Here is a 17,693-nt window from a genome sequence, read left to right as displayed (position 1 = left end):
TTTCTCCCCTCCCAATCCGCTAAAATTGAAAGAGAACCCCCATTCATCACCAACATGATCGCCCCATCCCCCATTATCCACAGTGACCCCGATATTTTAGGCGGAACCCCCGTCTTTACTGGAACCCGTGTACCCATTAAAACACTACTCGATTACCTCCAAGCCGGTGATCCCTTGGATGAATTTTTAGATCACTTTCCCAGCGTCAAGCGCGAGCAAGCGATCGCCTCTCTTCAGTTAGCCCAAGAAATGTTGACAGCCTATGCGAATCCTACTTGATGAATGCGCCCCACGTCCCTTAAAGCGTGAAATTCCTGATTATGAAATTCACACTGTTGTTGAGATGGGATGGTCAGGGAAAAAGAATGGTGAATTATTGCGACTCATGAATCAAAATGGCTTCACCATTCTACTGACAACAGATCAAAATTTGCGGCATCAACAAAACTTAAACCAAGCTGGCGTAGCTGTAATTGTTCTAGTTTCCCGCAGTAATCGGCTACCCGATTTATTGCCCCTGATGCCCAATGCTCGCACCGCAATTAGCACGATTAAGGCAGGACAAGTGATCGAAATTGGAGATTTCTAATTTCACCTCATACACAATAGAAACCGGGTTTTTGTGAGGATGTAGCGGCAAAACGAGCCAATGCAAACAACCCGGTTTCTCCATTTAAGGCTCCACAATCACCACCGTTCCCACCGAAACCCGATCAAACAAGGCGATAATATCCCGGTTCCGCATCCTCACACAGCCATGGGAAACCGCTTGACCAATTAACTGCTCATCCGGCGTGCCGTGGAAACCAATAAAATTCTCCCCATCACTCCAAAACCCAATCCAACGCGCCCCCAAAGGATTATCCGGGCCAGGAGGAACGATCGCCCCCGTAAAGGGATGTTGCCACACCGGATTCACCACCAATTGCTGCACCTGAAACTCCCCCGTGGGGGTTTCCCAGCCCGCCCGCCCCACCGCCACAGGGTAGGAGACGACCAGCATTTCCCCTTCGTAATAATCCACAAGGCGATCGCCCAACCGCAACACCAACCGATCCGCCTGGGGTAAAAAATCCCCCCTCGACCCCAAAGCCGGAATCTCCACCCCTGCCGAAAGAATAATTTCCGGCTTCCCCGCTGCGGGTTGAGCCAGCGTCAACCCCAAAAACATTGCCCCTAGCCAAACCCTGTATTTCAAGACCATTCCTCCATCGCAAAACCATCCCGTGGCGAGGTGACAGAACTGCTCACCCACACCTCAAAGGCTTCAGTAATTGTCGTATTCGTCGTTTCAGTATAGGAAACGGGAATCCGGAGCCGTTGATTCTTAAAATAACCTTGGGCTAGCGTTTTTAACACCGCAATATTTTCCGGGCTGGCATCGTCGATATCTTCGCGCACTTGGGGCCGCTTACCCTTGAGGGCGAGGCTTAACTCCTGCCGTAGCTCCTCATCGAGGACATGATCGAGAAAGAGATTCGAGAGTTTGGGTTGTAACCGGAGGTAATGGTTGGGGTAGCGATCGCCCAATGTCACAATCTGTTGCGCCGTCTGCTCCATCACATCTTGAGGCCCATCCATCAACACATCTAAAATCCGCGCCGCCCACTGGCTTAAACCCCAATGTTGCGTTTCCTTATAGGGGTAGCCCGTGGCACTTTCCCCCGTACCGATGGACAGCACCCGCAGATCCTTGAGGGTATAGCCTAGACGCAACGCTGAAGTAATGGCGCAGGTGGTGGGGTTATTGGCCGCTACCCCCCCATCAATGAACGAACCACTATAGCCCCCCACCGGCAAAAAATAAGAAGGGAAAAACGTCGGAGCCGAAGCAGAGCAAAGCACCGCCTCCCACAGACGAATTTTGCTATACCAAGCCGATTCCCAGGTTTTGAAGATCACCGGATGGCGGAGCATCGTGTCATAGGTGGGGATCAGCAGCTTCGGGGTTTGGCGTTCAAAATCAGAGAGCGATCGCTGTCCCAAATGCTCCCGCAACACCGCCGCCAGTCCCGTATGGGCAAACTTCGGAGCCGATAACCCATGGCGAAAAATCAACGGCAACCGTTGGGGCGAAAAATACCCCCAAGTCCCCCAATAGGGAAAAATCCGCCGGCCATTGTGGATAAACAGATCCAACACCTGCGCCGCACTTTTGCCCAAAATCAAATTCGCCGCAATAATCGAACCGCTGGATGTACCCGCAATCAGGTCAAAATATTGATGCAAGCGTTTACCCGTCAGCCGCACCAACTCCGCCTCAATCAACTTCAACAACTGAGCCGCCAGCACCCCCCGCATCCCGCCGCCATCAATACAGAGAATTTTAAACGTCATCCCGCCTCACCCCATCTTTAACTTCGCTACTAGGATATTAAGCGTTTGTCCCAACCCATAGCCCCCACCCCTCAATTTTTCTGAACCAAGGGTAATGTAGGGGCGAAGAATTTTTCGCCCCTACGCCTCGTTTCGGGCTAATTGCTTTTTCCTCACCCCCTCCCCCAAAGAGCTTGTTAAACTGGGAAACCATAGCAATTTTCAAGGATTCATGAACATTGCCCTACCCCGCCTAACCCGTTGATTCTCCCCCATGGTCACAAGCAACTCCACCGATCCCAAAACCTTCCTCCCTGCCCCCCTCGATGCCGGGATCACCGCCCCCCCAGGCCACGGATTTGATCCCCAAGACCCCCCCCGCCCCGACCTGATCAACACCTGCATTCACTGCGGTTTCTGCCTCTCCACCTGCCCCAGCTATCGCGTCATCGGTAAAGAAATGGATTCCCCTCGGGGGCGCATTTACCTCATGGATGCGATCAACAAAGGTGAAGCCCCCTTAAATCAAGCCACCACCCAACATTTCGACAGTTGTCTCGGCTGTTTAGCCTGCGTCTCCACCTGTCCCTCCGGTGTCCAATACGACAAACTGATCGCCGCCACCCGTCCCCAAGTGGAGCGCAACCAACCCCGTAACCCCTGGGAGCGGTTCCTCCGTGGGGTGATTTTTAATCTTTTCCCCTACCCGGCCCGGTTGCGGCCCCTGCTCCTCGTGCTGTGGCTCTATCAGGGTTCCGGGTTACAGGCCCTTGTGCGGAAAACGGGTTTATTAAACCGCTTCTTTCCCCGTTGGGGCGCGATGGAATCAATTCTCCCCTCGCTCACTTGGGAAATGATTTTCGGTGCGCCCTTGCCCGATGTGATTCCCGCTCAGGGGGAAAAACGCTATCGGGTGGGGATGGTGTTGGGTTGTGTCCAGCAATTATTTTTCTCCCCTGTGAATGGGGCAACGGCGCGGGTGTTAACTGCCAATGGTTGCGAGGTGGTGATTCCCAAAACCCAAGGCTGTTGCGCCGCCCTCCCGGCCCACCAAGGCCAGGAAGAGCAAGCAGCGGCCCTCGCCCGGCAAATGGTGGATAGTTTCGCAGATTTAGACCTGGACTACATCATTATCAATGCGGCGGGCTGTGGTCATACCTTGAAGGAATACGGCCATATTTTGCGCCATGATCCGGTCTACCACGCCAAGGGGGAGGCGTTTTCGGCTCAGGTGCGGGATGTCCATGAGTTTCTCGCGGCAGTGGGGTTAACGGCTCCCCTTTCGCCCTTAACTGAGGGGGAATTAGCGGTGGTGTATCAGGATGCTTGCCATTTGCTTCATGGTCAGCGGATTTCGGTGCAGCCTCGCCAATTGTTACGGCAAATTCCGGGGGTGACGTTGCGGGAACCCCTGGATGCGGCGCTGTGTTGTGGCAGTGCGGGGGTTTACAATCTGTTGCAGCCGGAGGTGGCGGATGAGTTGGGACGGCAAAAGGTGGCGAATTTGCTGAATACGGGGGCGGTGGCGATCGCCTCCCCCAATCCCGGCTGTGGTTTACAGATTCGCAAACATTTGCGAGGTCGAGAAGATGCTGTGCCGGTGCTTCATCCTGTGGAGTTGTTGGATCGGGCGATTCGGGGAGTAGGGTTGGGGGAATAGGAAGCTCCCCCAACCCCTTAAAAAGGGGGGCTTGGATGTAGGGGCGAAAAATTTTTCGCCCTCCACACCTCCAAAATATTTTCTGTTCCCCATTCCCCATTCCCCCCAACGCAAAAACGAGAAGCTCTTAAAAGAACTTCTCGCTTTTAAATTTGGTGGCGGGAGGCGGATTTGAACCACCGACCTTCGGGTTATGAGCCCGACGAGCTACCAGACTGCTCTATCCCGCGTCGTTGTTCTTACTATAACAGAAAAATTCGCCAATGGGGCCAATGGGATGAAAATTTTTTTTTAGAACTTTGAGACATTCAAAAAAATTTCCCCTGGCCCCCGTCAGGCTCAACAACTTCCCCAACAAAGGCGATTATTGAGCGGCTGGAGCGGCTGCATTTTGTTGGGCGTATTGGAGATAGCCGGTGTATTCCGTGACCTTGGCTTGGGCTGTGGCGTAGTTGGGGTCATCGGCAGGAACTTGCTGCATGAGGGCGATCGCCTCTTGCCATTGCACCGCCACCGCCTGCCAAGCCGCTTGATCCTGAGCCGATTGCACCGCCGTGGCCGCAGCCATTGCCTTATTCACCGCATCCCGGAAGGGGGTTGCGGAGGGCGGAACCGTGACGGGGGTCGTTGCGGGGGCTGTGGGGGCAGCATTGGGATCCGTGGGAACGGCATTGGGATCTGTGGCGACGGGGGCAAATGTGCCATCATCAGGGGTTGCGAGGGGATTCACCGAATTGAGAAACTCGCAACCGGCTAGGAGCACAAGCCAAGCCACAATAATTCCGGGGTTCAGTCGAGCGCGATTCATGGGCAATGGGGGGTAGTTGATGATCGAGGGATGAATGCTGTAGGGGTATTTTAGCGGAACTTTAGGAACAATCTACCGCATTTTTCCAGTGGGCGAAAGAATAAGGTCTGGGCAAACATCGGCTAGAATTTGGAACAGACGCTTTCTCTCCGGATTCACACTCAAATTCTTTGATTGCAATGATTGACGCAACCGAATATCAGCAAAGGCGCGATCGCCTCATGGCCAAACTGGGCCAAGGCACAGCCATTTTTCCCAGTGCGCCCCTCGCTGTGATGCATAAGGATGTGGATTATCCCTTCCGCCAAGATAGTGATTTTTATTATTTAACCGGGTTTAATGAGCCAGAGGCGATCGCCGTCTTTGCCCCCCATCACGAAGAACACCGTTTTATCCTCTTTGTCCAACCCAAAGACCCCGCTAAAGAAACCTGGACGGGCTACGTTACCGGCGTAGAGGCCGCCCAAACGGAATATGGAGCCGATGCCGTCTACCCCATTGGCGAACTCAACGAACATTTACCGCAATATTTAGCCAAGAGCGATCGCCTCTACTACCATTTCGGCCACAACGAATCCCTCAACCAAAAAATCCTCGGCCACTGGCAACGCTGCCTCGCCCTCTATCCCAAAAACGGCTACGGCCCCACGGGCATTGATGACCCCAGCTTTCTCCTCCATCCCCAACGCTTGGTCAAAAGTGCAGCGGAATTGAACCTGATCCGCAAAGCCGTCGATATTTCCGTCGAAGCCCACCAACGGGCCAAGGATCTGGCCAAACCGGGGGTTTATGAATACCAAGTACAGGCAGAAATTGAATACACCTTTGCCCGCCACGGAGCCACCTCTGCCTATCCCTCCATTGTGGCCGGCGGGGCCAATGGTTGCATTCTCCACTACATCAACAACGATCGCTGTTTAAACGAGGGCGATCTCCTGCTCATTGATGCGGGGGCTTGCTATCAGTATTACAACGCTGATATTACCCGCACGTTCCCCATAAATGGCCAAATGTCCAAACAGCAGCAGGCTTTGTATGAACTGGTATTAGCCGCCCAATTAAAAGCCATTGAAGAAGTGCAAGCAGGCAAGGCATACAACGAATTTCATGAGATGGCGGTGTGTGTTTTAGTCCAAGGTTTATTAGATTTAGGTTTATTGCAAGGGGATTTAGAGGAAATCATTGCCGAGGAAAAATATAAGCCCTTTTATATGCACCGGACGGGCCATTGGTTGGGGTTAGATGTCCATGATGCGGGCCATTACAAAGCTACAGCGGAACAATGGGCCACCCTCCAACCGGGCAACCTCGTCACCGTTGAACCCGGCCTCTACATCAGCCCCACCCTCGAACCCGCCGAAGGCCAGCCAGAAATTCCCCCGGAATGGCGCGGCATTGGCATCCGCATCGAAGATGATGTCCTCGTTACCGCTACGGGGAATGAAGTGTTAACAGCGGCCGTTCCTAAATGAGAAGAGAGGAGGGAGTAGGGAGAAAAATTGGGTCGTCAGAAAGTATGGTGAAATTGGCTAGATTGGATACCCAATCGGCTTGGGGCGAAAAATTTTTCGCCCCTACACCAAGGCATTTCAAAAATCCCTCACTTCCCACTTCCTACTTCCCCTCAAGCGATCGCCAATTCCCCGAAGGAATAAACGCTGCCCAAAAATAGGGAGCGCTGTACTGCTCACTGTTGAGGAAATTTAACTGGACTTGACGGAGGGCTTCACTACGGCCTAAACCGGCTTTGAGGTTTTGGTAATAGGCCACCATTAATGCCTGAGTACCCGCATCATCTACTTGCCAGAGGCTCATCACCTGACTTTCTGAACCAGCAATGATCAGGGCGCGACGCAAACCATAGACCCCCTCACCATTGGCCACTTCCCCCACACCTGTATCACAGGCAGAAAGGACGGTGAGCTTTGTGCCATAGAGGTTTAAGCCCGCCACCTCCAAGGCAGTGAGGACACCATCTTCCGTACCACTCTGCCGTTGATTGAACCCAGCGAGGGCTAAACCGGAACGGAGCAAAGGGTTTTCAGCGGCGGAAAGCGCGGGGCGATCGCCCAACTCATCGGTGGTGAAAAACTGTGTTGTTAGGTCAGCAGGCATTGTGGGGGGAAGATGGAGGAAAAAACCATGGGTGGCAATATGTAAAATCTCCGGACTTTTGGTGGCTTTCACCGCATTTTCTGTCGCCGCATTTTGGGTGAGCAGTTGAGCATCGGGAAAAAGTTGCTGAATTTCTGCCCCCTCTACGGCAGTATTAGCAAGGGCCGTCATCGTGAAGTCAAGACCGGAGGCGCGACGCTGGCCAGGTTGAGCCGAATCGCTTGCCCCCGTTCCGTTTTCTCCATAATTAATGTCCGCCAAAATGATCGGGGCGTGGGACTGTTCCCTTTGCTCAAAATTCCGCAACAAATCTCGACCACTGGTGAGATAGGTAATTTCGTAATCCTCAATGAGATATTGCTCATTGTCATTAACCAATGCCGCAAAGGGAATTAAATTCAACTGACCATCGGGAGAGATCAAGAGATGCTCCACGGGCCGATCTAGCTTCGCCAAAATTGGAGCCATGACCGCTTGGTACAAATCTTGGGATGTAGGATAGAGCATAGCCCCATCACTGGTTGTTCTTTTGAGCCGACGGGTAAAGGTGCGAATCTTTTCGTTAATGAGATCAGCGGAACCGAGATCTACCCATTGAAGATCGCCCTCAGCGGTCAGAATATAGACGGCATAACGGGGAACCCCCCAACGATCGGCGGTCGTTGCGGGATCAAAGGGGCGATAGAGGATGAATTCAAGCAGGGCGGCATTGTCGGGAATTTGGGCTTGGACATCGGCGATCGCCACCGAGGGGATGGGGTCAGCTTGGGCCTGTTGTCGTTGGGCCAGTTGGGCCTCCAGGTGATCTGCCTCCGTCTTCAATCGGGTAATTTCCGTTTGATAATCCGGTGAGGGGTTACTGGGGGGATCAAATACCAACGTGGCAATCTGGCGGCGCGTCACCTGGAGCCGTTCGAGTAACCGCTGGGTTTCTGGACTCAAATCTTGCTGGATGGCACGGAGATTATCACTCACCGCATCAAGAATCCGCCCCTTGCGACGCAATAGGGTGGTGAAGGCCAGACGGGCAGCATCGGGGCGATTAGGGGCAGATTGCAAATGGAAAGAAAGGGCTGCATCGAGGGAATGGGCAACGGTTTGGAAATAATCCTGTTTTTGCCGTTCTGAACCGATGACCAGCAAGCGGTTGAGGTTCGCTTCCTCAATTTCCAAGGCTTGGGTCAAAGGGGCGATCGCCCCCGCTAACTGGTTTTGCTGCCAATAGAACCGCGCCAACTTGTGGAGACTGCGGCCAATTTCGGGGTGCTGATCCCGATAGAGACGCTGTTGCATGGCGATCGCCTCCTGATAGAGCGGTTCTGCCTGAGTCAATTGGCCTTGACGGGCATAAACATCGGCAAGATTGCCCATCATCACCGCGAGGGTGGGATGCTCCCCCTGGAGTAAAACCTGATTGACCGCCAAGGACTCCTCTAGTAAGGGTTGCGCGTCTTGATAGCGGCCTTGAGCTGCATAGGCGGCGGCGAGATTATTCAGTTCCGTTGGAATCCATCGCTCCCTTTGGCCTGTCGGTTGTTGATAAATAGCGAGGGCTTGGGTGCTATAGTCTTCCGCCTGCTGAAACTGTCCCTGGGCAAAATAGAGCACCCCCAATTGTGAGAGCAGTTGGGCCACGGATATACTCTGGCGATACATCCCACCGTCAAACGTGCGCCAAATCTCCAAGGATTTAAAATACATCGCCTCCGCTTCGCCATAGCGCCCCAACTTGCCGTAGATCGTTGCAAGTTGCGTAAAATGCGCCGCCAAGGTGGGCGTATTGGGGCCAAGTTCCCGCACGGCTCGGCTGGTTTGGGCGATCGCCAAGGCTTCCTGCGCTAAGGGTAGGGCTGAATCATAGAGTCCCGCCGTCATCAGTTCATCGGCCTGAACAAAGAGGTAGCCCCCCCAGGCCAGCCGATTGGTTTCAGGAGCATCGAAAACCGCCGAAACCGTTGTTTCTGCGGATGTGGGTTCCCAGGTGAGGGTATAGGTTCCTGTCTGTTGGGGCGCAAAGGTGGTGACAACCACCCGATATTGACCAAAACCGGGTAACGTCACGATAATTTCAGCCCCCTCATTCTGCCCCGTCGTGTTCCCTTCATCCACTGGGGGGAGATCGTAGCTTGGGCTGTTGAGGTCAAGGTTGATATCCGCCTGATCATCATAGGCTTGGGTATTGCCAGCGGCATCAATCACTTTGATCACCGGATCAAAATCCTGACTTTGGAGCCGAAACGTGAACTGATCCCCCGTGTTGCCCGTGAGGGTGAACAGGTGATAGTGGCGGCGATCGCTTGCTCCATCTTCAGGCTTCAATTCTCCCTCAATTTGCCCACCCTGGGCGGATTGAAGCTCAAGCCTTGTTCCCGCTTCATCGTTCCCTTGACCCCAACAGGGCGCAACATTGCCATTCAACAGGGCCGCAATCCCCAATGCCCACAATAGTCGCTGTGTCATGACTTTTTAGTTGTCTTTTGTACTCGGTTGTTTTTTCTATTTTGTCCACCCGATGCACACTGTTCAATCGCTGTTAAATCCCTTTCTCAAACATACAATAGGTTTTAGAAATCCTGCTGCCCGTCGCCTCAATTAAATGGCGGGATGGCGTGTTATCTTCCCAGACAAAGGAATGTTCAGCGGTTTGATAGGGTTTGCCCGGTTGGGTTCCCTGCTTCATCAGGAGGTGGACTAATGCTAAAGGCACAGCTTTACGGCGATATTCCGGAAGAGCCGTAATCGCAATCACACGGGCGCGATTGATTTGGCGACGAAACCAGAGAAATTTCACCAGACCGCACCAATCTAAACGGCCATTAACCTGCTTTAACGCAATATTGTAATCCGGCAACGCCATACAAAAACCAATCATTTTGCCCTGATCTTCAGCAACGGGGAAAATATCCGGATCAACCAAGGTTTTTAAATCTTCCGCTTCAGCGCGAAACTCCTCCCAAGTGCGGGCGCTAGAACTCCAGTTATTGGCAAAATTGGTGGTAAATAGTTGATAGAGGGTTTGGCAATCCTGCTCGAAAGCTTCCCCTTTGGTGTGTAAATTGCGAAACGTAATCCCCGATTTAATCGCAATCTTATAGGCCCGTTCAAAGCGATCATTGAGGGGAATACTCAGATCCATCTGATAAGCATAGGCATTTTTCACCCGTTCCCAGCCTAATTTCGTCAAAAAATCGGCGTAGTAGGGGGGATTGTAGGGGGTGAGGATGTGGGGCGTATCCTCAAAGCCATCGGCTAAACAGAGACAATTGTTATGGGTGGAAAGATCAATGGGGCCGCGCACAAGGGTCATCCCTTTTTCCTGGAGCCAGGCGATCGCCCCATCAAACAACGCCGAAGCCACCGCTAAATCAGGAATCACCTCAAAGAAACCAAAAATCCCCAAAGCCTGACCACTGCGCTCAATTAAACGCTGATTCACCGTCGCCACAATCCGCCCCACGGCTTGGCCATTTTGGCGGGCGATCAAGGGTTGTAAATCCCCATAGGTGCGAAAGTTATTGTCAGAACTCAATTGTTTTTCAATGCTACTGCGTAACGGTTGCACCCAATGGGGATCATCGCGATAAACCCGCAGCGGCACAGCAAGAAATTCTCGCAACTGTTCTGGTGTTGTGACAGGAATAATTTCAACGGTCATAGCCAAGGGATGGAATGAATTGCCATCACAATAACAAAAAGTCGGGGAATTTTTGGTAATGGATAATCTTGATCACGGTAGGGGCGAAAAAGTTTTCGCCCCAAGATTTGCGCTCCATCTCACTGGTCTCAATGGACAACGCAGCCCCCATGACGTGACAGCTTTCAGGAATGATCAAGGATTGCTATACACTAAAAGGCAGTGTTTCCCCATTGGTGATGAACTTCTTGACCCAACTCTTTGCCTCGCGTTCCGCCTTGCCCCCGATGGGCCGTAGCCGTCGCGGAATTGAATTGAAATCAGCGTTAGAGGTGGAGCGGATGCGGGAATCCGGGCGGATTGTCGCCACGGTGTTGAAGGAAATTGCTGCTTTGGCTCGGCCGGGAATGAGTACCGCCGATCTCGATGCCTACGCCGAGGAGCGGATTCGGGCGGAGGGGGCAACGCCTAGTTTTAAGGGGTATCACGGTTTTCCGGCTTCGATCTGTGCCTGTTTAAACCATGAGGTGGTGCATGGGATTCCCCATAAAAAGGTGATATTACGGGAGGGGGATCTGCTCAAGGTGGATACGGGGGCGTTTAAGGACGGTTATCATGGCGATTCCTGTATCACGATCGCCATTGGTAGGATAAAACCCGATGCTGCCCAGTTAATGAAGGTGGCGGAAGCGGCGTTATACCAAGGCATTGAGCAGATGAAGCCGGGGAATTCCCTTTTTGATATTGCCGCCGCCATTGAGGATTTTGTCACCCCCCACGGCTATAGCGTTGTGGATGATTTTACCGGCCATGGGGTGGGGCGCAATTTGCATGAACCGCCAGCGGTGTTTCATACCCGCACGCCGGATCTTCCGAAGGTGACGCTTAAAGCGGGGATGACGTTGGCCATTGAGCCAATTATCAATGCGGGGTCAAAGGTGACGCGGACATTGCGCGATCGCTGGATGGTGGTTACGGCTGATCGCCGCCTTTCGGCTCAGTTTGAACATACGGTGTTAGTCACCGCCACGGGCTACGAAATCCTCACCGATCGCAATTTGGTTTAAAGCCCGTTGCAATGGGACAATGGCGAAGTTCTCTCATTTTTAAATCATTCACCATGGCCGATCAAACCACGGGCGCAGATGCTGTCGATGTTGCCATTGCCCAGGGCCTCGACCTCGACGGTAGCCCTATCCCTGCCGCCAAATTAAAGCTTTATCAAGATGTGATGGCGCTGGAGGGCGATCGCCAACGCAGCGGCGTGACCAATACGATGCGATCGCGCATTGTCCGCATTGGGGCGAAACACCTTTCTCAGGCGGAACTGAATCAGCGTCTTCTGGATGCGGAATTCCCCCCGCTCAAAGAGAAAGAAATTTTGTTCTACTACGGCGGTTAAGCCGGGCAAGGGGGCGAAAAATTTTTCGCCCCGACAGGGTATTGAGTGGCTTGTGGAAGTTTGCCTTTAAAATGTTGCTCAATGGAGCAGGGTTTGCTCCAAGGCCAGCGGCTCCCTCTTGGTATCTACAAACAATGTCTATCTCTTCCCCAACCCTCGCCACACTGCAAGCGATTGCCCCCCCCCGTGAACGGGCGATCGCCCTGCAAACTGCCCTCCCTCACCTCACTTCACAACCCACATTTTTAGAAGATCTCAAGGATTGGATTAAAGCGGAAAGCGATCCGGGGGTGTTGTCGGTGGCCATTCGCGCCTTGGCTCACTACGGTAAAGACGAGGTGGAAACCCTCAATTGGTTTAAAACCTACGCCCAATATGCCCAAAACCCGATCATTCGCGCCTTAGCGGTGCAAGAACTGGTGCGCGGTTGGCGGGATGCCTTTAATGTTTATGAAATTCTTTCTAAATGTGCCTTTGCCGATCGCTTCCGTCGTCAAACCCCCGATGAAGTGAATCCCCGCCTTTGCGCCCTTACGGTGATGATTGAGCAATATGCCGATGTACCCCAAACCTGGGAATTTGTAGGCGATCGCGCCGAAAACGACAATGATCCCCAAGTCCGCGCCTTTGCCCAGGCCCAACTGGCCCAGCGACAATTGGCTTAATCCTTCCTAAACAGGATGCCATCATCACCCTGTTGAGCGATTACCATTGCCTCCAGGTGGGGGATAAAATCCCTTTGCTCTAACACGATTCCCTGGGAGGGAATCGTGAGGTGGGAAAAATGGGGAGCGATCGCCCCCACAAACTCCGCCACCGTCACCCCACTGACATTGGTTAAATGGTGGGGTAAAAACTCCACCATCAACGCCTGAGCATGACTGAGTAACCGTTGCATTCCCAACAGCGCAAAATACTCCGATCCCTCAATGTCCATTAAAATCACATCAAAAGCTTGATCTGCCAAATATTCATCCAAACTCACTGCTGGAATCCGTTGAATTTCAGGCTGATCGTAATAGTAGATAAATTTCTTCAATTGAGGAACCCGTTTTGTCCCGCCGGAATTAGCGCGGTTGATTAAGAATTCCAAAGTTTCTGTCTGATTACTAGCAGCGATATTAATCGCCTGGCAATTGGTGATGTGATTTAAAGCCAGATTCATCGTCAATAAACCATAGGTCGCGGGATTTGCCTCAACAGCCACCACCTCAGCCACCTGATGGGCAATGGGGATAACCAATGTGCCAATATGAGCGCCAACGATTAAGACTCGGCTTTGGGGCATTAAATAAGGTTTGAGGGTTTCAACTTCGGTTTGACCGTATCGCCCTTTTTTCCGCAACGCTTTGCCAATCTCATAGTCATCTGGGGCAATGGCAAACTGGCCATTCTCAGTTTTAACCACTAAGGCAGTGACATGAGGCCCCAGCATTTTTTGAAGCAATCGCCCCATCCAGACCTGATTGAGGAGAACTAACTTTAACTTCAAGGCCGCCAAGAGTTTACGCATTATTTCCCACGGGTTTCGTGCTGTTCATAGGCGGCGACAATGCGCTGCACCAAAGGATGACGCACCACGTCCGCTGCTGAGAGTTGGCAAAAGGCAATGCCTTCTACAGATTTTAAAATCCTTTGGGCCACGACTAAACCGGAATCCTGTTGTTGGGGGAGGTCGGTTTGGGTAACATCCCCCGTCACCACCATGCGCGAACTTTGCCCCAAACGGGTTAACACCATTTTCAACTGGGCGGGGGTGGTGTTTTGGGCCTCATCGACAATGACAAAGGCATTTTTGAGCGTCCGCCCCCGCATATAGGCCAGGGGAGCCACTTCGATTTTGCCCCGCTCCATCAGATCGGGGATCTTTTCGGGATCGATAAATTCATACAGGGCATCATAAAGGGGACGTAAAAACGGGTCTACCTTTTGTTGCAAATCCCCCGGTAAAAACCCCAACCGTTCCCCCGCTTCCACAGCGGGCCGGGTGAGGATAATTCGCTCACATTCATCCTTGAGGAGAGCTTGCACCGCTAACACGGCAGCGAGAAAGGTTTTGCCCGTTCCCGCCGGGCCGATGCAAAACACCACATCATGACTGCGGATCGCTTGGATATATTGCCGCTGACGAAAGGTTTTCGCACGAATGGGAATCCCTCGCCGGGTGGTGGCGAGGATATTTTTTTGTAAATCTTGATAGTCTTCCTCGCGGCCCGTATCGACGGCGTGGAAGGCGGTGAGAATATCCGGCTCCCCTAGGGTTTGGCCCGTTTCCCACAGGGGTTGGAGCGATCGCACCACCGCCGCACAACGGGCGATCGCCTTCGGTTGCCCCGTCATCACCAAATCCTGACCCCGCAACACCAAGTTCACCCCGGTATGGCGGGCCAAGAGTTTTAAATGGCTTTCCCCAATCCCAGCAAAGGCGATCGCACTTTCAGGACTGGGGAACGAAATCATCTCGCTCATTGTGATTCGGCATCGAGGCGGCGAGGTTTGGTGGGCCGCTCCGTTAAGGGCCGTTTAACCTGGATTTCGCGATCTGGTGAATTTCCATCGGGGCGATGGTGATGGTCTCGGTCTTCCCTTTCCGGTCGGGGACTGCCAAACACCTCCAGGCGAGCCGTTTGACCAGCATTTTCAGCGGTTGCCGTTAAAACCGTGCGCACCGCTTCGATATTCCGGCCGCCCCGTCCCAGCACCCGACCCTGATCCGCTTCTCCAAAGGCAACCCTCACCAACACCGCCGTTTTGCCCCGGACATATTCACAGTTAATCCGTAGGGTATCGGGGCTATCCAGGAGGGGAGCAATCAGAAACTCCACCAATGCCGCATAATCTGGTAATTCTGTTGTGAGCCGATCCGTCATTATGCGGTTTTTAATTGTTCAAACACCTGAGCCTTGGTGAGAATGTCACGGACGGTTTCCGTGGGTTGGGCCCCTTGCTTGAGGCGCTCCACGATCGCCGGCACATTCAAACGAGTTTCATCGGTGCGGGGGTTATAAAAGCCCAACTCTTCCAGGGGGCGGCCATCCCGGCGGACGCGGCTGTCCATGGCCACAATCCGATAGCTGACTTCCCGTTTCTTGCCGTACCGCTTCAGTCGAATCTTGATCATTGCAGGGTAATGAGTTTGTATAAACAGTTTTGCCTTACGATTGTACGGGATTTTGCCCGGAAAAGAAAACTCACAGGGACAAGATCGGGGGCTGTGTTGATCCAGGGGCCCTGTTTCGCTACAACAGGGGGGATTCCATCGGTGGCTAGAAGGATTGGGGTTATCGTGATTTTTGAGGATAGAGAGCATGGGGCGATCGCCAAGGCGGTGGAAATGGATCGGGTTGATAGTCATGGCCATGGGGTTGATCACCTTCTGGGGTTCTCCCTTGCGCCCTTGGCTGACGGATCATCAACGGTGGGTTCATCTCATTGAAGAGGGGGGCATGGGGGCTTTTTTGGCGGCCCATGTGACGTTAACGGTGATGGGCATTCCCGGCACAGTGTTGGCGGTGACGGGGGGATTGGTATTTGGAGCGGCTTGGGGGACGGTGCTGTCGGTGGTGGGGGGAACCCTGGGGGCGATCGCCGCCTTTTCCCTCGCCCGCTACTATGGCCATAGTTGGGCAGAACGTCGTTTTGGTCAGCACAAACGTCTCCATTGGTTCCGTCGTTCCGTAGAGCAACGGCCCCTCTCCTTCGTGTTGGCGGTGCGCTTTTTTCCCATTTCCCCCTTTACGATCGTTAATTTTCTCTTTGGCCTCACCCCCATTGCTTTAAAGCCCTATGCCATCGGTACGGCGGTAGGGATTTTACCCGGTACGATCTTGTATGCCAGCTTGGGAGCCGCTGGCAAAACCGCCCTAGCCACGGGCCAGATGAAGCCCTTTTTCCTCGCCGTGTTCCTGCTGAGTTTGCTGGCGATCGCCCCCCTCATTTACGAACCCCTACGACAACGCTTCAAGCCCTAACCCCATCAGCTTTCAACTTCCCACCCGCTGCAAGGAAGCCCACCATTTGGGCTAGGATAGTGGGGAAGCCGTGCAGAATACCAATGCCTATGAGTCCCCATACCGCGATTCTTTGTGTGGATGATGAAGTCACAATTCTCAAAAGCTTAGAGATTGAATTACGCTCAACATTAGCATCTCAGTATCTCTGCGAGTTTGCAGAAAGTGCTGATGAAGCCTTTGAAATTATCGACGAATTACGTCAAGAAGGCATCATGATCGTGCTCATTGTTTCTGATTGGTTAATGCCTGGGATGAATGGCGATGAGTTTTTAATCCGGATTCACAAAATTTATCCAGAAATTACCACGATCCTGTTGACAGGCCAGGCCAATGAGCAGGCCATTCAGCGCACCTACACCGAAGCAAAGCTCTTTTATTGTCTCCAAAAACCTTGGCAAGCCTTAGAACTACAGACGTTGATTTCTACCGCCCTCTCTCAGCATGACTCATAAACTGGCGATTATTTGCGTTGATGATGAACCCAGTATTTTACGCAGTATTCAAACGGAACTGGAGAATGCCCTTGGGCCAGATTTTATCATTGAATTAGCCCAGGATGGGGAAGAAGCACTGGAAGTGATCGCAGAATTAACAGCGGATAAGCATCGGGTGGCGGTGGTGATTGCAGATTATATTATGCCCGGCTTAAAAGGGGATGATTTGCTGATCAAAATCCATGCCCAAAACCCGCGCATTTTTAAAATCATGTTAACGGGCCAAGCCAATGCCGATGCCGTCGGGAATGTGGTTAACGCGGCCAATCTCTACCGCTACATCACCAAGCCTTGGAATAAAGAGGACTTGATCACGACGGTTCAGGAAGCCCTCCACAGTTTTAATCATGATTTAAAGTTAGAAGAAAAAAATACTGTACTCACAGAACTTAATCAATATTTAGAGCACAAAGTCGCAGAGCGCACCACCGCTTTACGACAGGCTAATCGTAAACTGAAAACCCTCAATCATGAATTAACTCGCTCCAACGAAGCCCTGGAGCAATTTGCCTTTACCATTGCCCATGATCTTCGCCAACCGCTTCAGAGTATTATGGGTTTTGCCAAGTTATTACGGGTGCAATTTGGCGATCGCCTCGACCCCCCGGCCGTGATTTATGTGGAAAAAATTATCGCAGGAAGCGATCGCCTCCAACAGATGATCGAAGGATTACTCGCCTATGCTCAAGTGGGGGTTGAATCCCATCGGATTGTAGCCACTGATTGTAATGGTGTGATGCGGGAAGTGTTAGCCAACTTACAATTTAGTATCCAAAATAGTCAAGCTCAAATCACCGTAGAGCCACTGCCTACCCTTGTGGTTAATGCCACGCAAATTTTACAACTTTTGCAAAATCTTCTCAGTAATGCCCTCAAGTTTGCCCGTCCCCATCTGCCTCCTGATGTGCGCGTTTGGGTAGAAGCAGACGGCGAATATTGGCGGTTTGGGATCCGTGATAATGGTCGGGGGATCCCTTCGGAGGAATGCGATCGCATTTTTAAGCTGTTCCATCGGGTACAGTTAGAGGAATCCCCCCCCGGTTCCGGGATTGGTTTAGCCACCTGCCAGAAAATTGTCGAGCGCTACGGCGGTAAAATTTGGGCAGAATCGCAACTTGGAGCCGGAACAACGATCTATTTCACCCTACCCCATCAATCCGATTGCTCCGATTGTTCCCCAACCTAAAGGCAAAGCACTGATTTTGACATTGACAGCCTAGCCTGGATCGCGTCAAGATGAGAAAGATATTG

The 17,693-nt window shown here is 52.5% G+C and carries 19 protein-coding genes and 1 tRNA gene; 10 read left to right on the top strand and 10 right to left on the bottom strand.

The features are described 5' to 3' along the window. Window positions 1-54: 54 nt before the first annotated feature. Together VB712_RS18100 and VB712_RS18095 are read left to right on the top strand one after the other, a co-directional pair. Window positions 55-279, top strand: coding sequence for a DUF433 domain-containing protein (locus VB712_RS18100; protein WP_323257305.1), 225 nt, complete (start codon window positions 55-57; stop codon window positions 277-279). Further along, entirely contained in the window at window positions 263-589 is a 327-nt protein-coding gene (locus VB712_RS18095) for a DUF5615 family PIN-like protein (RefSeq protein ID WP_323257303.1), read from the top strand. Before VB712_RS18100 ends, VB712_RS18095 begins: the two co-directional genes overlap by 17 nt. Before the next feature lie 84 nt (window positions 590-673). On the opposite strand, the gene VB712_RS18090 is transcribed toward VB712_RS18095, so the two are convergent. Both VB712_RS18090 and VB712_RS18085 read right to left on the bottom strand, forming a co-directional pair. Beyond that, complete coding sequence (locus tag VB712_RS18090) at window positions 674-1,198, bottom strand: L,D-transpeptidase (protein ID WP_323257301.1); 525 nt, start codon at window positions 1,196-1,198, stop codon at window positions 674-676. Continuing rightward, window positions 1,195-2,337, bottom strand: a complete 1,143-nt coding sequence (locus tag VB712_RS18085; protein ID WP_323257299.1) for a patatin-like phospholipase family protein — start codon at window positions 2,335-2,337, stop codon at window positions 1,195-1,197. The genes VB712_RS18090 and VB712_RS18085 overlap by 4 nt, the downstream gene beginning before the upstream one ends. 253 nt (window positions 2,338-2,590) lie before the next feature. Here VB712_RS18085 and VB712_RS18080 point away from each other — a divergent pair, with 253 nt between their 5' ends. Continuing rightward, on the top strand, window positions 2,591-3,976 hold the full coding sequence (locus VB712_RS18080; protein ID WP_323257297.1) for a (Fe-S)-binding protein: 1,386 nt from the start codon (window positions 2,591-2,593) through the stop codon (window positions 3,974-3,976). Window positions 3,977-4,129: 153 nt separating this feature from the next. Here VB712_RS18080 and VB712_RS18075 read toward each other — a convergent pair. Together VB712_RS18075 and VB712_RS18070 are read right to left on the bottom strand one after the other, a co-directional pair. After that, a tRNA-Met gene (locus VB712_RS18075) sits at window positions 4,130-4,206 on the bottom strand. 134 nt (window positions 4,207-4,340) lie between these two features. Next, a complete protein-coding gene (locus tag VB712_RS18070; protein WP_323257294.1) occupies window positions 4,341-4,784 on the bottom strand; it encodes a hypothetical protein in 444 nt (147 codons plus the stop codon). 179 nt (window positions 4,785-4,963) lie between these two features. Here VB712_RS18070 and VB712_RS18065 point away from each other — a divergent pair, with 179 nt between their 5' ends. After that, complete coding sequence (locus VB712_RS18065; RefSeq protein ID WP_323257292.1) at window positions 4,964-6,256, top strand: aminopeptidase P N-terminal domain-containing protein; 1,293 nt, start codon at window positions 4,964-4,966, stop codon at window positions 6,254-6,256. 142 nt (window positions 6,257-6,398) lie between these two features. On the opposite strand, the gene VB712_RS18060 is transcribed toward VB712_RS18065, so the two are convergent. Next, the gene (locus tag VB712_RS18060; protein WP_323257290.1) at window positions 6,399-9,359 is read right to left on the bottom strand and encodes a CHAT domain-containing tetratricopeptide repeat protein; all 2,961 of its coding nucleotides are present in this window, start codon (window positions 9,357-9,359) and stop codon (window positions 6,399-6,401) included. A 73-nt stretch (window positions 9,360-9,432) separates the two neighbouring features. Beyond that, a complete protein-coding gene (locus VB712_RS18055; RefSeq protein WP_323257288.1) occupies window positions 9,433-10,554 on the bottom strand; it encodes a GNAT family N-acetyltransferase in 1,122 nt (373 codons plus the stop codon). 218 nt (window positions 10,555-10,772) lie between these two features. On the opposite strand from VB712_RS18055, the gene map reads away from it, so the two are divergent. The 3 genes from map (at window position 10,773) to VB712_RS18040 (ending at window position 12,600) form a co-directional block, all read left to right on the top strand. Next, window positions 10,773-11,600: a type I methionyl aminopeptidase gene (map, locus tag VB712_RS18050; RefSeq protein WP_323257286.1), complete on the top strand. Its 828-nt coding sequence runs from the start codon at window positions 10,773-10,775 to the stop codon at window positions 11,598-11,600. Window positions 11,601-11,653: 53 nt separating this feature from the next. Beyond that, window positions 11,654-11,935, top strand: a complete 282-nt coding sequence (locus tag VB712_RS18045; RefSeq protein WP_323257284.1) for a DUF4090 family protein — start codon at window positions 11,654-11,656, stop codon at window positions 11,933-11,935. Window positions 11,936-12,069: 134 nt separating this feature from the next. Further along, the gene (locus VB712_RS18040; RefSeq protein ID WP_323257282.1) at window positions 12,070-12,600 is read left to right on the top strand and encodes a hypothetical protein; all 531 of its coding nucleotides are present in this window, start codon (window positions 12,070-12,072) and stop codon (window positions 12,598-12,600) included. On the opposite strand, the gene VB712_RS18035 is transcribed toward VB712_RS18040, so the two are convergent. From VB712_RS18035 to rpsP, 4 genes are read right to left on the bottom strand one after another with little or no spacing between them, the layout of a single operon-like run. Beyond that, window positions 12,597-13,448, bottom strand: a complete 852-nt coding sequence (locus VB712_RS18035) for an FkbM family methyltransferase (protein WP_323257280.1) — start codon at window positions 13,446-13,448, stop codon at window positions 12,597-12,599. The two genes, VB712_RS18040 and VB712_RS18035, sit on opposite strands and share 4 nt — an antisense overlap. Continuing rightward, window positions 13,448-14,404, bottom strand: coding sequence for a PhoH family protein (locus tag VB712_RS18030; protein WP_323257278.1), 957 nt, complete (start codon window positions 14,402-14,404; stop codon window positions 13,448-13,450). Before VB712_RS18030 ends, VB712_RS18035 begins: the two co-directional genes overlap by 1 nt. Next, window positions 14,401-14,805, bottom strand: coding sequence for a KH domain-containing protein (locus VB712_RS18025; RefSeq protein WP_323257276.1), 405 nt, complete (start codon window positions 14,803-14,805; stop codon window positions 14,401-14,403). The genes VB712_RS18030 and VB712_RS18025 overlap by 4 nt, the downstream gene beginning before the upstream one ends. Continuing rightward, window positions 14,805-15,056, bottom strand: a complete 252-nt coding sequence (gene rpsP / locus VB712_RS18020; protein WP_323257274.1) for a 30S ribosomal protein S16 — start codon at window positions 15,054-15,056, stop codon at window positions 14,805-14,807. Before rpsP ends, VB712_RS18025 begins: the two co-directional genes overlap by 1 nt. A 232-nt stretch (window positions 15,057-15,288) precedes the next feature. Between rpsP and VB712_RS18015 the strand changes: the two genes are divergently transcribed. From VB712_RS18015 to VB712_RS18005, 3 genes are all read left to right on the top strand, one after another. After that, entirely contained in the window at window positions 15,289-15,906 is a 618-nt protein-coding gene (locus VB712_RS18015; RefSeq protein ID WP_323257272.1) for a TVP38/TMEM64 family protein, read from the top strand. An 89-nt stretch (window positions 15,907-15,995) separates the two neighbouring features. Next, window positions 15,996-16,400, top strand: coding sequence for a response regulator (locus VB712_RS18010; RefSeq protein WP_323257270.1), 405 nt, complete (start codon window positions 15,996-15,998; stop codon window positions 16,398-16,400). Next, window positions 16,390-17,628, top strand: coding sequence for a sensor histidine kinase (locus VB712_RS18005; protein ID WP_323257268.1), 1,239 nt, complete (start codon window positions 16,390-16,392; stop codon window positions 17,626-17,628). Before VB712_RS18010 ends, VB712_RS18005 begins: the two co-directional genes overlap by 11 nt. Window positions 17,629-17,693: the final 65 nt, after the last annotated feature.

The organism is Spirulina sp. CCNP1310, from assembly GCF_034932185.1.
In the GTDB taxonomy this organism is placed as follows: Bacteria; Cyanobacteriota; Cyanobacteriia; order Cyanobacteriales; family Spirulinaceae; genus Spirulina.
The sequence above is the reverse complement of the archived record's forward strand: the minus strand, read 5'-3'. Positions and strand labels throughout refer to the sequence as shown.

Coding starts and splice junctions, on each gene's coding strand:
- VB712_RS18100 (WP_323257305.1), top strand. CDS start 55: ATGATCGCCCCATCCCCCATTATCCACAGTGACCCCGATATTTTAGGC.
- VB712_RS18095 (WP_323257303.1), top strand. CDS start 263: ATGCGAATCCTACTTGATGAATGCGCCCCACGTCCCTTAAAGCGTGAA.
- VB712_RS18085 (WP_323257299.1), bottom strand. CDS start 2,337: ATGACGTTTAAAATTCTCTGTATTGATGGCGGCGGGATGCGGGGGGTG.
- VB712_RS18080 (WP_323257297.1), top strand. CDS start 2,591: ATGGTCACAAGCAACTCCACCGATCCCAAAACCTTCCTCCCTGCCCCC.
- VB712_RS18070 (WP_323257294.1), bottom strand. CDS start 4,784: ATGAATCGCGCTCGACTGAACCCCGGAATTATTGTGGCTTGGCTTGTG.
- VB712_RS18065 (WP_323257292.1), top strand. CDS start 4,964: ATGATTGACGCAACCGAATATCAGCAAAGGCGCGATCGCCTCATGGCC.
- VB712_RS18060 (WP_323257290.1), bottom strand. CDS start 9,359: ATGACACAGCGACTATTGTGGGCATTGGGGATTGCGGCCCTGTTGAAT.
- VB712_RS18055 (WP_323257288.1), bottom strand. CDS start 10,554: ATGACCGTTGAAATTATTCCTGTCACAACACCAGAACAGTTGCGAGAA.
- map (WP_323257286.1), top strand. CDS start 10,773: ATGAACTTCTTGACCCAACTCTTTGCCTCGCGTTCCGCCTTGCCCCCG.
- VB712_RS18045 (WP_323257284.1), top strand. CDS start 11,654: ATGGCCGATCAAACCACGGGCGCAGATGCTGTCGATGTTGCCATTGCC.
- VB712_RS18040 (WP_323257282.1), top strand. CDS start 12,070: ATGTCTATCTCTTCCCCAACCCTCGCCACACTGCAAGCGATTGCCCCC.
- VB712_RS18035 (WP_323257280.1), bottom strand. CDS start 13,448: ATGCGTAAACTCTTGGCGGCCTTGAAGTTAAAGTTAGTTCTCCTCAAT.
- VB712_RS18030 (WP_323257278.1), bottom strand. CDS start 14,404: ATGAGCGAGATGATTTCGTTCCCCAGTCCTGAAAGTGCGATCGCCTTT.
- VB712_RS18025 (WP_323257276.1), bottom strand. CDS start 14,805: ATGACGGATCGGCTCACAACAGAATTACCAGATTATGCGGCATTGGTG.
- rpsP (WP_323257274.1), bottom strand. CDS start 15,056: ATGATCAAGATTCGACTGAAGCGGTACGGCAAGAAACGGGAAGTCAGC.
- VB712_RS18015 (WP_323257272.1), top strand. CDS start 15,289: ATGGCCATGGGGTTGATCACCTTCTGGGGTTCTCCCTTGCGCCCTTGG.
- VB712_RS18010 (WP_323257270.1), top strand. CDS start 15,996: ATGAGTCCCCATACCGCGATTCTTTGTGTGGATGATGAAGTCACAATT.
- VB712_RS18005 (WP_323257268.1), top strand. CDS start 16,390: ATGACTCATAAACTGGCGATTATTTGCGTTGATGATGAACCCAGTATT.